A 15,306-nucleotide genomic window follows, 5' to 3' on the forward strand; every position below is an offset into this window, starting at 1 on the left:
ATGTCATTTGAAAGAACCTGGTCCACTAAAGAGGCGGACCGAAAGTGGGCGCAGGAAATAGCCGATTTGGTAAACAACGATCCGAGACCTGCTGTAAAGTATAAGGAATCAAGACCTATCACGGATATAAGGGACATGATTTTATCAAGTACAGCCCTTTATCCGGATAATGTTGCCTTTTACGAAAAGGAAAAGAAGGGCGCACCTTACGGCAAAACCACATACAGGGAAATGACAGAAAAGATGAATGCCCTGGGAACTGCCCTTGTGGATCTTGGATTAAAGGATAAAAGGATAGCGATAATAGGAGCCAATTCCTCAAGATGGGCTCTTTCCTATCTGGCAACAGTATGCGGCACAGGTGTTGTGGTGCCACTGGACAAGGAACTTCCGGCAGAAACTCTGGAGGAATTTATAACCCAGGCCCAGGTAAGTGCTGTTATTTTCGATAGAAAATACGAGGAAATGTTCAGAAGCATTAAAGAAAAGAACACCAATATGCTGGCTGTTCTCATAAACATGGATGCTGCCGAGGACAGCGCCATATCCCTTTCCTGGAACGGTCTTGTGGAAAGAGGTAGAGAGCTTATAGCTAAAGGCGACAGAAGATTTTTGGACGCGGAAATTGATACGGATGTAATGAGCGTGCTGTTGTTTACTTCCGGTACAACAGGCAGGTCCAAGGGAGTTATGCTTTCCCAGAAAAACCTTGCCAGCGATATAATGCTTGCACCGACAATTCTCAAGGTTAATTCCTATGATATATTCTTTTCCGTGCTACCAGTGCATCACACCTACGAGTGTACATGCGGATTTATGATGCCTTTGTATAAGGGGGCTGCCATAGCCTACTGCGAAGGCCTCAAGTACATAACTAAAAATCTCGAAGAAATTAAGCCTACTATGTTTTTGGGAGTTCCAGCCATATTTGAAAAGCTGTATAAAAAAATATGGCAAAATGTAAGAAAGAAGGGCAAGGAAAACACTCTCAAGAAGGTAATAGGTATTAACAATAAGACTAAAAAGGTCGGAATAAATATCGGCAAGATATTCTTTAAGGATATTCTGGCTGTGTTTGGCGGCAGAATGAGGATAATGATATGCGGAGGAGCTGCAATAAGTCCGGAGGTTTTGGACGGGATAAGAGATTTTGGCATCAATGCTGTTCAGGGATATGGACTAACTGAATGTGCTCCACTGGCTGCGTTAAATCCTGATACTGCCCCTGTGGCATCATCCATAGGAATCGAATTCCCGGGCATAAAGCTTGAGGTGCAAGATGTAAACGAAGAGGGCATCGGCGAGCTTTGCGTAAAGGGACCTAATGTTATGATGGGTTACTACCAGATGCCTGAGGAAACAGCTGAGGTTGTTCAGGACGGATGGTTCCATACAGGAGACCTGGGATATATCGACGAGCAGGGATATGCATATATAACAGGAAGAAAGAAAAATGTCATTATCACCAAAAACGGTGAAAATGTTTATCCGGAAGAGGTTGAATATACTCTCAACCTTTCCCCTATAATCGAAGAATCCATGGTTTACCAGACAGAGGCGGAAAACAAAAACGATACAATTATCGCCGCTTCCATCGTTTTGGATATGGAAGGCGTGGAGGAATTCTACGGCGAAGATATGTCTGACGAGGAACTGGAAAATCTGGTATGGGAGGTTGTTGACAAATACAACGCCATAAATCCTGTTTATAAGCAGATAAGAAAGATAAATGTCAGAAAGGCAGAGCTTAAGAAAAACACCTCCAAGAAAATCATAAGATTTGCGGAGGAAAACAAATGAGGCAATATCCGAGACTTACTGTGGATATGAAAAAGCTTCGAGGCAATGTCAGAGCTGTAAAGAAACTTTGCGAAAACGCCGGGATATTTCCCGCCTTTGTGATAAAGGGTTGTAATGGAATTCCTGAAGCAATCAGGGCTGCAGCAGAGGAAGGAGCCGAGATGATAGGCTCATCAAGACTCGAACAGCTTAGGAGAGCTAAGGAAATCGCTCCTGATATAGAAAGGCTGATGCTTAGGATACCGGCACCGTCGGAAGCTGCAGATGTAGTAGAGGTAGCCGATATAAGTCTTGTAAGCAGCTTAGAAGCCCTTGAGTTTTTAGATACTGAGGCAGGCAAACAGCATAAAAAGCATCAGGTAATACTTATGGCTGATTTAGGAGATTTAAGGGAAGGCTTTTGGGAAACAGATCAGCTAGTGCAGGCGGCAATCTACGCTGAGCAGAAGGCAGATAATCTGATTTTAGCAGGAGTCGGCACTAATCTAGGCTGCTACGGAGCAATAGATGTTACCGTGGAAAAGATGGATGAACTGGTGCAGGTAGCGGAAACTGTGGAAAGTGCCATAGGCAGAAGGCTTAAGTACATAAGCGGCGGCGGCACCACATCGATTCCGAGGGTGCTTGCTAAAGATATGCATCCGAGAGTGAATATGCTGAGAATCGGCGAAGGCTGGCTTTCAGCAAGGGATCTTGAGGATATATGGCATTGTACCATACCCGGAGTTGAAAAAAACGCCTTCATCCTTGAGGCTGAAATATCAGAGATAAGAGATAAAGCATCATATCCCCAGGGAGTAATTAAATGCGACGCCTTCGGAAATGTTCCCACCTATGAAGATAGGGGCATCAGAAAAAGGGCGATAGCATCAGCGGGAAAGGTGGACTACGGTTACCCTGAAATGTTGGAGCCTTTGGAAGAAGGAATCGAAGTTTTAGGCGCTTCCAGCGATCATACCCTTCTTGATATTCAGGAGGCAAAGCGGGAGCTTAAAATTGGAGATATAGTTAAATTTGGAATGAAATACGCGAATACAGTTTTCGTCACGGGACGGGAGGATATCGCGAAAAACATAATTGAGTAGTGAAAGGAGTACACAAATGACAGAAGAAGTATTGCTTACCAGGGAAGGACTGGAAAAGATAAAAGAGGAATATGAAACGGCGGTTTCCGTAACAAGAGCTGAGGTTGCTGAAAGGATCAAGGAAGCGAGAAGCTTTGGAGACCTTTCAGAAAACGCTGAATACGACGCAGCCAAGGAAGAACAGGCAGAGCTTGAAGAGAGAATCAACAAGCTGGAAACAATGATAAGAAACGCCAAAGTTATCGACGAAGACGACCTTGAAAAGGATGTAGTCAATGTTGGTAACACTGTTACTCTCAAGGAAAACGGTAAAGAAGAAGTTGTAGTTTATCAGATAGTTGGTTCCACGGAAGCAGATCCTTTCTCAGGAAGAATATCCAACGAATCAGAAGTGGGAAAAGCCCTTATCGGAGCTAAAATCGGTGAAACCGTTGAGGTTGAAGTTCCGGACGGTAAGATTTCCTACGATATACTCAAGGTAAGCAACTAATTTTAATGGGAGAGGTAACAATGAGCGAAGAAAACAGAAACAACCAGCCGCAGGAAGCGGAAGTTCAGGAAACTGAAATAACTGAAGAAGAATTAAGCGAACAGAGACAGATAAGAAGAGAAAAGCTTAAGAAGCTTCAGGAAGCAGGAAGAAATCCTTTTATAGAAGAAAAGTGGGATGTAGACAACTACAGCCAGGATATAAAGGACAACTTTGAAAGCCTGGAAGGAAAGGAAGTATCCATCGCCGGTAGAATCATGGCTAAAAGAGGCATGGGTAAGGCTTCGTTTATAGACATTCAGGATAAGCAGGACAGAATCCAGGTATATGTAAGACAGGACGGCATAACTCCTGAGGAATACGAATGGTTTAAAACCTATGATATAGGTGACATTCTCGGAGTAAAGGGCGAAGTGTTTAAGACTCGTCACGGAGAAATTTCCGTAAAGGCTCACGAGGTTAAGCTTCTTTCCAAGTCACTGCAGGTGCTTCCTGATAAGTGGCACGGTCTTAAGGACACAGATCTCAGATACAGACAGAGATATGTTGACCTTATCATGAATAAGGATGTAAGAGACACTTTCGTAAAGAGAGCGGCTATCATCAAGGAAATCAAAAGAGTTCTGGAAGAGGACTTCGGATATCTGGAAGTGGATACACCAATCCTCACTACAATAGCCGGAGGAGCAAACGCAAGACCGTTTAACACTCACCACAACACTTTGGATCTTGATATGAAGCTGAGAATTTCCAACGAGCTTTATCTTAAGAGACTTATCGTCGGTGGTCTTGACAGAGTATATGAAATGGGCAAGATGTTCAGAAACGAAGGTATGGACAGAAACCACAACCCTGAATTCACTTCCATGGAATGCTACATGGCCTATGCCAACATGGAAGATGTTATGAATGTTCTGGAACAGATTGTTTACAAGGCTGCAATGAAAGCAAACGGCACACCTATTATCGAATACCAGGGCAAGCAGTTTGATGTAACTCCGCCTTGGAACAGAATCGATATGGCAGAAGCCGTTAAGAAGATAACAGGTGTTGACTTCTCCACAATCGAAACCGATGAAGAAGCCAGAAAGGCAGCGGCCGATTATGGTATGGAAAACGAAGAGCTTAAAGACTGGACAAGGGGCAAGATTATCGCAGAAATGTTTGAAGAATACTGCGAAGATGCTCCAGGATTTATGGACGGTCCTATCTTCGTAACAGGTCATCCGGTGGAAATTTCACCTTTGGCCAAGAGAGATCCTGAGGATCCTCGTATAACAAGAAGATTTGAAGCGTACATCAACGGATGGGAAATCGCAAATGCCTTCTCCGAGCTTAATGACCCTATCGATCAGTATGAAAGATTTAAGGTTCAGCAGGCTCAGTTGGATGACGGTACAGATGATGAGGCACATCCGATGGATGAGGATTTTGTAAATGCCCTTGAGGTTGGTCTGCCACCTACAGGCGGCCTTGGTATCGGTGTTGACAGAATCATTATGCTTATCACAAACGCGCCTTCCATCAGGGACGTAATACTGTTCCCGACAATGAAACCGCTTGAAAAATAGTAAATGTGTTTTAGGCAGCTCTTTAAACAGGGCTGTCTGTTTTTAATATTTTATCAATTTTATATGGAGGAAAAGCCATTTGAATATAATTTTAAGAAATTAAATGATAAAAGATCATTATGAAGAGGAAAATCTTATACGCGAAGCTTTCTGGAACTACTATACACCTGCCTGCGCAGATCATTAGCTCAATGTGCGTTAAATCACATATTAAGGGTGATGATGGATGTAAATACGACATTGTAACCTTGGGACCTATAGGCGTGCTGCCGGAATATCAGAACAGAGGCATCGGAGCATTGCTGCTTGACCGCTCAAAAGTGATAGCAAAAGAGTTAGGATATAAAGCGATTGTTCTCTGTGGTGATCCTGATTATTACAGAAGGCATTAATTTGTTCCTGCGGAACAATATCTTATCCGCAATTCAGATAATATGTTCATGGTATAAAAATGCAAAAACGCTTTGAGCAGCTGGCAGGTAAAGTAAGACCGGCTGTGCTGAAATAGTATAACCGGTATATCAGTTTAGATATCCATTGTTTGCATATCTGCACCCCTGCAAAGAAAATCTGATTTTAAAGGCATCGGGATTGCAGATATGTTTTATTGTATCGCTTGTGCGACAAAGTTGAAATTGATTTGAATTTCTTATGAATGTATCATAATAAATGGTTAGGAAAGACTAACTTAATGCGATTAAATTTTAACAGATAGGAGAATTCAATGAAAAACAGATTTAAAATTGTGGCAGTGGCCATGGCTGCTCTGATGGCAGCACCGCACATGACGACAATAGCACAGGCGGCTTCTGTACATGATGTGATGGCTTCGAACGGAAAGACGATTATCGAGAGAACGGTGGTTAACAAAGAAGTAAAAACGGGACCTGAAGTAACTAAATGTGAATATGTTAAGGAAGATGCAAACAACAGTTTTGTTACATTTGCGGAAATTGACAGATATGCTGCTGATACAGATGCATCTGCATATGCAAATGCCATAAATAACGGAGATGGACAGATCAGTGTTAACGGTACATCATACAGTCTGTCTCAGGGAGCTTACATTCAGAATTCGTACTATGTATCTATAATGGATGGCTTTGTATTGAATCTAAGTGCTTTTAAGGAGGGAGTAAATATAATCAGCATAAAAGTCCCGGGATATGCAGATAAAGAAATCACGATAAATCTGAACGGACAGACAGCTTCATTTGTATCTCAGAAAGATGCAGGCAGCGCAGGTGATATGGAGCAGCAGCCTGTTGCAGACGGAGTATACACACTATCTTTTACGGCAAATGAAGAAGGTAAGGATACTGCATCAATGCTGCAGGGCGTTTTCGATCCTAATGTAAAACTGACTGTTCAGAACGGCGAAATGAAGATTTCTATGCTGAATACAGGCCTTGTGTCATTCCTGTTGGATTTTAGTGTCGAATCTGGCGGTGTATATCCGGAAGCTACAAGAGTGGATGTTGGAACTCCGGATTCAACGGGTCAGTATCCGGCTCAGGAATTTACTTTTTCAATCAGCGAACTTGACAAGGAACATAAAGGAGCAGTGCTGGTTACTGCTATGGGTGGTCAGATCAGCGATATTGGAAATTACGATAAATACACTAAACTTGATATGACTTTTTCAAATATGCAAAAAGGATGGGAAGGATATACTTTTCAGGAAACAGCTGCTCCGGATGGTAATGAAGCTCTGACAGCCGCTCTGATAAACGAAGGCTATGATACTGACGGAGATGAAAGCATATCGGCTGAAGAAATACAGGCTATAACAGGTGATATTAATCTGGCTGATTATGGTTTGACGGATATAAGTATGCTGGCGGGAAATCTCAGCGATAAAGTGACGAGTCTGAACCTTTCCGGAAATAAAATAAGCGAACTTCCCGCAGATTTGCTCAAAACAGCTACCGGGCTGGAAAATTTATATCTGCAAAATAATCTCATCTATGATATACCTGAAGATTTCTTTGCAAACAGTAGCAATCTTAAACTTATTTATATGTCGACTAACATGATTACCGGTATTGAAACAGGAGACATGGATGGACTTGATTCGGTGAGTGAAATAGATTTCGGCACAAACCGTATAGTGGACATTGAGAGTGAAGCATTTAGCGGATTGGAAACTCTTACAAGTCTTGCACTCAGTAATAATAATATCGAAGAAATGCCAGATGATTTTGCAGAAAATCTTAAGAATCTGTCGATGCTGTTTATTGATAATAATAAACTTGCCAAAATACCTAACTGTGTTTCGGAAATGAATAATCTCAGCAGCTTTTATGCAGATCATAATGCTATTGAGAGTATAAGCAATATAGATTTTTCCGGTATGAAAAATCTTAAGACAGTGAATCTTGCGTCAAACAGTATATCAGAAATCAGCACAGGAACATTTGCAGATAATGCTAATTTAGATAATCTGTACCTTTCAGATAATAATATTAAAGAATTTACAGCAGATATTTTACCTGAAGGTATAGTAATGAACTCACTGGATTTGCAACTTAACACAATTGCCGCTGTAGATGACGAAGTGAGAAATATTGTTGGTAAAGATGGAAAAGTTTTCCCTCAGAAAACAGTTGCAATGCCGAAATTAACAGCAGATAAAGACGGTCATATTATCTGGGAACAAACATTGAGCCTTTTAGACCTTTTGCTTTGGTATGATTCGACAACCAGCAGTATGGACGCAGAAATCACAGATATGGATGGATATATTCAGATGCTGGAAAACGAAGGATATACAGGTAAATCAATCAGCACAATAATGGATGAGAGAGGCTACGATTGGGATATAAAGACAGAAATTCAGAAGAGGAATGCCGATGGCAGCTGGACTGTTGTTTATGAGGAAATTTTAAGTGATCAGGCAGAAACACTTAGTGGAAGTTTTAACGCTGATGAAAATGGTGAGTACAGAATAGTAAAGTCGCTGTACTCAACAACTTACGGAGATAAAACATATAAATTTACGGTAGCTTCTGAAGGAGTTGAAGTGAATATGGATACAACCGGAGGAGATGTTAACACTCCGGGAACAGAAACTCCAGATGATGAACCGGACACAGATAATCCTCAGGATAAGCCTGTTACAGATGCGAATAATGGAAATGATAACATGGCAGAAGCAGACAATATAAGTTCTGATAATAACAGTAGTAAAACTGACAATGTCAAGACAGGCGATGAAAGTAATTATGCTGCTGCAGGAATCATGGCGATAACCGCCGCTGCAGCCGGAGCAACGCTTGTATTTGGAAGAAAGAAAAAAATTTAGTATAACATAGATGCTACAAAAGAAAGGTATCAATGATTTTCACTGATACCTTTTAAATTTTTTGTGATTGAGGTGTCATTCTCATTTTGTGTCCTGTTCTTTTTTGCGGAATTTTGATAGCATAGGAGTTGAAGAAAGGAGTACGCACTGAATGAATCAGCAGAAAATAGGCAAATTTATATCCGAATGCAGAAAGCAAAAAGGTCTGACTCAAGCGCAGCTGGCTGAAGCATTAGGTGTCAGCGATAAAACTATCTCAAGATGGGAAACCGGAAAGACAATGCCAGATTTATCGTTTTATGAGCCGTTATGCGAAATTCTTGATATTCAAATATCAGAGTTGCTTTATGCAAGAAAGATGACAGACAAAGAAAAGACTGTTCATGGTGAAAAATCTGCATTGAATATTTTTAAAACAAAATCGCAGCTTCAAACATTTGCTGTTTTAACTGAAATTTTAATTTTTATTGGGATTATAATTACCATAACACTCACTAAGCTATTGGCAGATAATACTTTTGAAATGATTTTAACTGTTGTTTGCGGCTGCTTTGTATGGGGATTTGGGTTAGTATTGAGAGTTAAAATCAGAAAAGCAATTTCCTTGACAGTATAGTAACTATACAGTTTATCATATTCCACAATAACTAAAATAATTAGGAGTGTGGAAAAGATGGAAATTAAAAAGATTGAAAAAAGTCAGTGGAAAGAGATAAAGAAGATTTATAAAGAAGCTTTCCCTAAAAATGAGAGGAAGCCTTTTGCTTCAATTAAAAGATCTGTCAAAAGGGGCAAGTCGGAAATACTTATAGCGTTGGAAAATAACATTGTGGCAGGCTTTATCATGCTTACCGAATATAAAGATATAGTTATGATAGAATATTTTGCAGTTTCCGCAGAGGGAAGGGGCAAAGGCGTGGGAAGTCTTATGCTTGATGAAATTCACGCGCGGCACAAAGGTAAAAGAACAGTGCTTCTTATTGAAAGACTTATACAGGAAGCAGATAACTACAGTCAGCGCGTTGCAAGAAAATCCTTTTACATAAGAAACGAATTTGAAGAAACAAATATATTTATTAAAGATTTTGGAGGAGGCATGGAAGTACTGTGTCGCGGCGGCAATATTTCAGGAGAAGAAATGATTGAAGTTCAAAAGTACGCATTGGGTAGATTGTTTTTTATGCTTTCGAGAGGGAAGCTGATTGATTAAATAATAAGAAAAAAATTATATTCGCCGTAAAAAGTGTAACGATTTACATTTATTCGTTGTAAAAAGTGTAATGAGTTACATTTTTTCGTTGCAAAAAGTGTAATACACGCTATATAATATATCTAACTTATAGGAACAGAGGTGATTATATGTACCGATATGCCATAGAAGAACTTAAAAAGTGGAAGAACAAGGCAAACAAAAAACCACTTGTAATAGAAGGTGCCAGACAGGTTGGGAAAACCTGGCTAATGAAAGAATTTGGAAATAAAGAATACGAAAACACAGTATATATCAATTTTGATGTAGAAACGAATATCAGAGAGTTGTTTTCTTCTGATTTGGATGTGAATAGACTAATTAAAGGTATGGAGATATATACTGGCACAAAAATAAACTCTAATAATACATTGATAATATTTGATGAAATACAAGAGGCACCAAGAGCGTTAGCGTCGTTAAAATATTTTTATGAAGTTGCACCGGAGTATCATATTGTGTGTGCAGGTTCTCTGTTGGGAATCGCTATGCATAGTGGTACATCTTTTCCAGTGGGGAAAGTGGAATTTTTAAAACTATATCCTCTATCATTTAACGAGTTTTTAAAAGGAACGGATAGAGATAGCCTTGCAGGAATTCTTGAATCAGCAGATGTAGAAATGATAGCTTCCATGAAAAGCAAATTAAAGGAAGCTTTGAAGGAATATTATTTTGTAGGAGGCATGCCGGAAGCTGTAATGACTTTTTCAGAGACAGGGGATTATGATGAAGTCAGAGAAGTTCAAAATAGGATATTGAATGCCTATGAACAAGATTTTTCAAAACACGCTCCGACTGCCATTGTACCTAAGATAAGGATGGTTTGGGAAAGTATACCTTCTCAACTTTCAAAGGAAAATAAAAAGTTTATATATGGTGTCATCAGAGATGGTGCAAGGGCAAAGGAATTTGAAACGGCAATAATGTGGCTTTCCGACTGTGGTTTGATTCATAAGGTGAGTCGCGTGACAAAACCAGGATTACCTCTCAAGGCATACGAAGATCTCAAGGCATTTAAAATTTTTATGTTGGATATAGGGCTGCTGGGATGTATGACCGGGATAAGTCAAAAGATTTTACTTGACGGAGATGAACTTTTTACTGAATTCAAGGGAGCATTAACTGAGCAATATGTTTTGCAGCAGCTAAAAACAAAAAAGAACCTGGGGATATACTATTACACAAACGATAGGGGCAGTTGCGAAATAGATTTTCTGTTGGACAACGGAGAGAATGTAATACCTGTGGAAGTCAAGGCGGAACTTAACCTGAAAGCAAAGAGTTTTAGAACATATATGGAAAAATACAAACCGGAAAAGGCCTTAAGAATTTCAATGTCTGATTATAATAAGCATGAGGATTTTGTGGATTTACCATTGTATATGGTAGAACTTGTTTTGTAAGTAATATAATGAATTTTGCATAACAATAAGATACAGGACTGCTGCATATTGAGATGCAGTAGTTCTTTTATGTTAACTATAAGTTAAATTTTTTGTGAGTGATAAAATGCTAAAATTGCTTTTAGAGGTGGATTTTATGCAGTATTATGAAAAACATACCGACAATAAGGAAAAGAGAGCTAAGAGATTAGCGCAAAAACGATATCGTGAATTACATTTAACCGAACAGATTAGAAAGCGTGGCTATTATAAGCCTTCAATCTTTGTAGTTTATAAAGCGAATAAAGACATATGGATAATTAAGCGCGCAAGTAACAGCAAATGCCAAAAGTATTTAAAGCGAGCGACCAATCGTAGAATCAGAAATATGCCAAATGAATTTATGCCGATAAAGGGAGGCCAGTATAAAAAGGCATTTGATTATTGGTGGGAATGGTATTAATCTATTTTTATATAAGTAATATAGAAAGAAGGTGTTTTTATGACAAAGGACGAAGCTATGCTAAAATTAAGAGATGAACTTTTAGCAGTGGAGCAGGATAGAGCTAACGGTATTGAAGGTTATACTATCGATGAAGTTGAAGAGTATTTAGATAAGATAATTGAAAATAGTTGCAATGAAAAATCCGGCACAAAATAACATGCCGGATTTTCTTGTTTTCAGTATTAAATTACATTCCAAACTCATCGTTGATGATAACAACCTCGGTGTCCTGGCTTTCCATCATGGACTTGCCCCACAGCACAGTTAGGCTGCGGCAGATTCTGCCGGGACTGTTGCAGTCATAACACTTGTCGGCTTTTGCTGCGCAAGGAGTTTTGGCATTCATGCTCTGGGCTCTCTTAGGTGCAGCTACATTTCTCGCTCTCCAAAGGGCTTTATCAAAATCAGGCTCAATCTTATTCACGCCGATTATGATATAGATTTTATTGTGTTTAAATATCAGTGATGCAACACGGTTGCCGTTGCCGTCGATGTTGATGATTTCTCCAGTTTCAGCTACGGCGTTGGCTGATGAAATATATGTGTGAGCAAGGGCAGCGTCCTCCAGTGTGCCGCCTTCCCAGTGCCAGTGCATTTCATTGTGGGTTTTGAGTTTGTCGTAAAGTCCGATGGCTTTAACTGTCATGGAGCCGCCGATACCTACGCTAACACCGTCTATTTCCTTATCAAGATAATCCACAGCCTCCTGAGCTGTTTCAAAGTAAGATGTTTTAAAGCCTCTTCTTTCGAGATTTTCTCTCAGCTTTTCTATATTAGCCATTTCCTAAACCTCCTGATGTTTGTTAGAGTTTATTTGTATCCTTATGTATATAGTTTAGCCGCTGTCATATGTTTTTGCAACGGCGATGGTTTATTTTGCTAAAGTATTCTGATATATTACTATTATGAATTAGCGGTTGCGACGGTAAGTCGCCGAAAGGAGAATACCGATGAACAGATTTGTTATGACTGATGTTACAAAGCCTGAGGGCGTCCATCACTGCATGGGATGCTTCGGATGCTTTGTTAAAACTCCGGGTAAATGCGTAATCCCCGATGCCTGTCAGGAGCAAGGAACTAAAATGGCTCACTGCGATGAGTTTATAATAGTCTCCGAATGTGTGTATGGAGGCTACAGCCCGGATCTGAAAATACAGCTGGACAGAATACTTCCATATCTTCATGCTGACTTTGCCATCGTTGACGGTGAAATGCACCACGCTATGAGGTATGACAATGATCCGATGGTTAGAGTATATTTTTATAGAAGCGATATAACCGAAAGGGAAAAGGACACAGCAAAAAGGCTTCTTGAAAGAAATTCTAAGAATTTAGGCTTCAGCAAATGGGAAGTAAATTTCTATAACAGCTGCGACGAGGCTCTTAAGGCAGCAGGTTTGGGAGAGGAGGCTTTGGTATGAAAAGGATGGTAATATTAAACGGCAGCCCTAGGGGTAGCAAAGGCGCTACTGGTGTCGTTGTAAATGATATGCAAAGCTTCATTCCGGAGGATATAAGCGTTGATGTGTTGGAACTTATGGGAGATGGCATCAGCGAAAGCCTTGATAGCGAGCAGCAACAAAAGCTTTATGAAGCGGATATACTAATGTTTACTTTCCCACTGTATGTTGATATTTTCCCTGCAAATCTTCTGTACTGTGCAAGGGAGATGGAAGCTAACAAGGATAAGTTCGTGAAGGGTGGCGATATTAAGGTATATGCCTTTGTAAACTGCGGACTTCACGAAGGGTATCAGGCGGCCCTTGCCATTGATATTCTTAAAAACTGGACGGTGCGTATGGGATTTTCCTTCGGCATGGCTGTAGGCTTTGGCGGAAGCGGAGCGCTGCCACAGGCACGCAAGCTTCCTGCAGGAGGCGGACTTAAGAGCAATATGCCACAGCTCTTTGAAAAACTCATGGATGCTGTTGAGCATGACAAAACCGACCAAGAAAATATCTACGGCAACATAAGCATATCAAGGGAAGAGTATCAGCAGAGCAGTGAAGCGGGCTGGAGGATACTGGCGGAAAGAAACGGGCTTGAAGAAAAAGATTTAGATAGAAGATTCTAATTCATTAAAAAACGGTTTAATTGAAAGGAGACTCAATTGGGGCACCCGCCGTAAGGAAGGTGCCCCAAGGTCGCTCTTGTAATTGAATTAAATATTGATTGTTTGGGACGGTGTAGCCATTGGTTACGCCGTCTTTGCTTTGTTTATCTTGCATTTGGCAAGGTGTTCCTGAAAGGCTTCTTCCATTTCTTCAGGGGTAAGCCCTCGTATCACACCAACGCCGTTGTAATAGATGTCCATTAGCTGATAACGCTTTCCGCCAAGGTATCTCCGTTCGTGTATCACAATCTTTTCAATGAATTCGTGTACCAGTTCGGGAGTAAGCTTGGTCGGCTGCGTAATCTGTTTTACCTTGTCAATAAAACGCTGTAAGCCTTCAGACTTGTCCGTTTCGGTTTCAAGGTACGCCTGCATATCGGGTATCGCTTCTTTGAGGCTTCTCTGTTCTTCCTCATACGCCATTGACATTGTGGCAAAGCGTTCGTCGGAAAGCTTGCCCATTGCATTGTCCTCGTAAATCTTCTGAATCAGCAAATCAATATCTTTGATACGCTTTTCGGCTTTAGTAAGTTCCCTGCGTTTTTCGGACAGTTCCTTTTGCTTTTCCTCTCCATAGCATTTCATCTGCTGTTTGGCAAACTCTTTCTCGTAAGCCTGAACATAACGAAATACCCGCCGCATATTCTCGAGAACATTGTCCTCCACCACTTTCTCACGGATATAGTGGGCAGAGCACACATCAGAGTTTTTACGATAGGATGAACAGAAGAAATAGGCTTGCTCTCGCTTGTAATTGTTTGTCACGCTGTAATACAGCTTCTCACCACAATCAGCACAGTAGAGAAGTCCCGAAAACATACTGACAATTCCGCTTTTTGTTGGTCTCCGGCGGTGTCGTCTGAGTTCCTGCACAAGCTCAAAGGTTTCACGGTCAATAATGGCAGGGTGCGTGTTCGGGAAGATCTGCCATTCCTCCTGCGGTCTTTCAATCTTCTTTTTGTTCTTGAAAGACTTTGTTGTGCTTCGGAAATTGACCGTATCCCCACAATATTCCTGCTTAGCAAGAACATCTGAAACGGTTGCCGGACACCAGTTAAACGGTCTTTCGGGTGGGTTACCACAATTCCTGCCAATACTGTTCCAATACTCCGTAGGCGTCATAACCTTGTCAGCTTTCAGCTTCTTGGCGATCTGTGTCGGTCCTAAGCCTGAAACACACATTTCAAAGATTCGCCTGACAATCTTTGCGGCAGGCTCGTCTATCAGCCATTCCTTTGGATTTTCGGGATTTTTCATATACCCGAAAGGTGGATTGGTGGTAAGCGGTATGCCTGCCATTCCCTTGTTCTTGAAAACATTGCGTACCTTTTGGCTTGTGTTCTTTGCGTGCCATTCGTTGAATAAGTCTTGCATAGGAACAATGTCGCTTAGTCCTTTTGCGGTATCAATATTATCCATAATGGCGATATATCGAATACCCAATCGGTCAAATTCTTCTTCCAAAAGCTGACCGACAATCAAGCGGTTTCGTCCCAATCTTGAATGGTCTTTGACGATAAGATTTTCAATCAATCCTTGTTCCGCAAGCTCCATAATTTCTGTAAAAGCAGGTCTTGCGAAAGTTACGCCCGACCAACCGTCGTCAATAAATACATGGGTATTTTTGAATCCGTTCTCCTTTGCGTACTTTTCAAGGATAGACTGCTGATTTTTAATACTGCCCGATAGTCCGTCCTGTTCATCGTCACGGGACAGACGACAGTAGAGAGCAGTAATTTTTACTGACTGTTTGCTCATATTTCTCCTTTCCACAGCCAGATATGATATGAATTGTAGGATACTGTTA

Annotated in this window: 15 protein-coding genes; 13 read left to right on the plus strand and 2 right to left on the minus strand. The window is 40.7% G+C overall.

Features of this window, described 5'->3' with window-relative positions; genetic code table 11:
- The 11 genes from INF20_RS04000 (at nucleotide 1) to INF20_RS04050 (ending at nucleotide 11,542) form a co-directional block, all read left to right on the plus strand.
- On the plus strand, nucleotides 1-1,800 hold the full coding sequence (locus INF20_RS04000; RefSeq protein ID WP_226385088.1) for an AMP-dependent synthetase/ligase: 1,800 nt from the start codon (nucleotides 1-3) through the stop codon (nucleotides 1,798-1,800).
- Nucleotides 1,797-2,885: an alanine racemase gene (locus tag INF20_RS04005; protein WP_226385089.1), complete on the plus strand. Its 1,089-nt coding sequence runs from the start codon at nucleotides 1,797-1,799 to the stop codon at nucleotides 2,883-2,885. The genes INF20_RS04000 and INF20_RS04005 overlap by 4 nt, the downstream gene beginning before the upstream one ends.
- Nucleotides 2,886-2,901: 16 nt before the next feature.
- Entirely contained in the window at nucleotides 2,902-3,375 is a 474-nt protein-coding gene (gene greA / locus INF20_RS04010) for a transcription elongation factor GreA (protein WP_226385090.1), read from the plus strand.
- A 20-nt stretch (nucleotides 3,376-3,395) separates the two neighbouring features.
- Nucleotides 3,396-4,946, plus strand: coding sequence for a lysine--tRNA ligase (gene lysS / locus INF20_RS04015; RefSeq protein ID WP_226385091.1), 1,551 nt, complete (start codon nucleotides 3,396-3,398; stop codon nucleotides 4,944-4,946).
- Nucleotides 4,947-5,065: 119 nt separating this feature from the next.
- Nucleotides 5,066-5,338: a GNAT family N-acetyltransferase gene (locus tag INF20_RS04020; protein WP_226385092.1), complete on the plus strand. Its 273-nt coding sequence runs from the start codon at nucleotides 5,066-5,068 to the stop codon at nucleotides 5,336-5,338.
- A gap of 332 nt (nucleotides 5,339-5,670) precedes the next feature.
- Nucleotides 5,671-8,250 carry an NEAT domain-containing protein gene (locus INF20_RS04025; protein ID WP_226385093.1) on the plus strand — a complete coding sequence of 860 codons (2,580 nt, stop codon included), beginning with the start codon at nucleotides 5,671-5,673 and terminating at the stop codon, nucleotides 8,248-8,250.
- Between the two features lie 151 nt (nucleotides 8,251-8,401).
- Nucleotides 8,402-8,866: a helix-turn-helix domain-containing protein gene (locus INF20_RS04030; RefSeq protein ID WP_226385094.1), complete on the plus strand. Its 465-nt coding sequence runs from the start codon at nucleotides 8,402-8,404 to the stop codon at nucleotides 8,864-8,866.
- 57 nt (nucleotides 8,867-8,923) lie between these two features.
- Nucleotides 8,924-9,460: a GNAT family N-acetyltransferase gene (locus tag INF20_RS04035; protein ID WP_226385095.1), complete on the plus strand. Its 537-nt coding sequence runs from the start codon at nucleotides 8,924-8,926 to the stop codon at nucleotides 9,458-9,460.
- Nucleotides 9,461-9,609: 149 nt separating this feature from the next.
- Nucleotides 9,610-10,902, plus strand: a complete 1,293-nt coding sequence (locus INF20_RS04040) for an ATP-binding protein (RefSeq protein WP_226385096.1) — start codon at nucleotides 9,610-9,612, stop codon at nucleotides 10,900-10,902.
- A 136-nt stretch (nucleotides 10,903-11,038) separates the two neighbouring features.
- Complete coding sequence (locus INF20_RS04045) at nucleotides 11,039-11,344, plus strand: hypothetical protein (RefSeq protein ID WP_226385097.1); 306 nt, start codon at nucleotides 11,039-11,041, stop codon at nucleotides 11,342-11,344.
- A gap of 39 nt (nucleotides 11,345-11,383) precedes the next feature.
- Nucleotides 11,384-11,542 (plus strand): hypothetical protein, encoded by a 159-nt coding sequence (locus tag INF20_RS04050; RefSeq protein WP_226385098.1) that lies wholly within the window; start codon nucleotides 11,384-11,386, stop codon nucleotides 11,540-11,542.
- A gap of 31 nt (nucleotides 11,543-11,573) precedes the next feature.
- Here the strand turns inward: INF20_RS04050 and INF20_RS04055 are convergent, their stop codons facing one another.
- On the minus strand, nucleotides 11,574-12,167 hold the full coding sequence (locus INF20_RS04055) for a lactate utilization protein (protein WP_226385099.1): 594 nt from the start codon (nucleotides 12,165-12,167) through the stop codon (nucleotides 11,574-11,576).
- 169 nt (nucleotides 12,168-12,336) lie between these two features.
- Between INF20_RS04055 and INF20_RS04060 the strand changes: the two genes are divergently transcribed.
- A complete protein-coding gene (locus INF20_RS04060) occupies nucleotides 12,337-12,807 on the plus strand; it encodes an NAD(P)H-dependent oxidoreductase (protein WP_226385100.1) in 471 nt (156 codons plus the stop codon).
- Nucleotides 12,804-13,460 carry a hypothetical protein gene (locus INF20_RS04065; RefSeq protein ID WP_226385101.1) on the plus strand — a complete coding sequence of 219 codons (657 nt, stop codon included), beginning with the start codon at nucleotides 12,804-12,806 and terminating at the stop codon, nucleotides 13,458-13,460. Before INF20_RS04060 ends, INF20_RS04065 begins: the two co-directional genes overlap by 4 nt.
- Nucleotides 13,461-13,583: 123 nt before the next feature.
- On the opposite strand, the gene INF20_RS04070 is transcribed toward INF20_RS04065, so the two are convergent.
- Nucleotides 13,584-15,257 carry a recombinase family protein gene (locus INF20_RS04070; RefSeq protein ID WP_226385102.1) on the minus strand — a complete coding sequence of 558 codons (1,674 nt, stop codon included), beginning with the start codon at nucleotides 15,255-15,257 and terminating at the stop codon, nucleotides 13,584-13,586.
- Nucleotides 15,258-15,306: the final 49 nt, after the last annotated feature.

This window comes from Gallibacter intestinalis (genome assembly GCF_014982745.1).
GTDB lineage: Bacteria > Bacillota > Clostridia > Peptostreptococcales > Anaerovoracaceae > Gallibacter > Gallibacter intestinalis.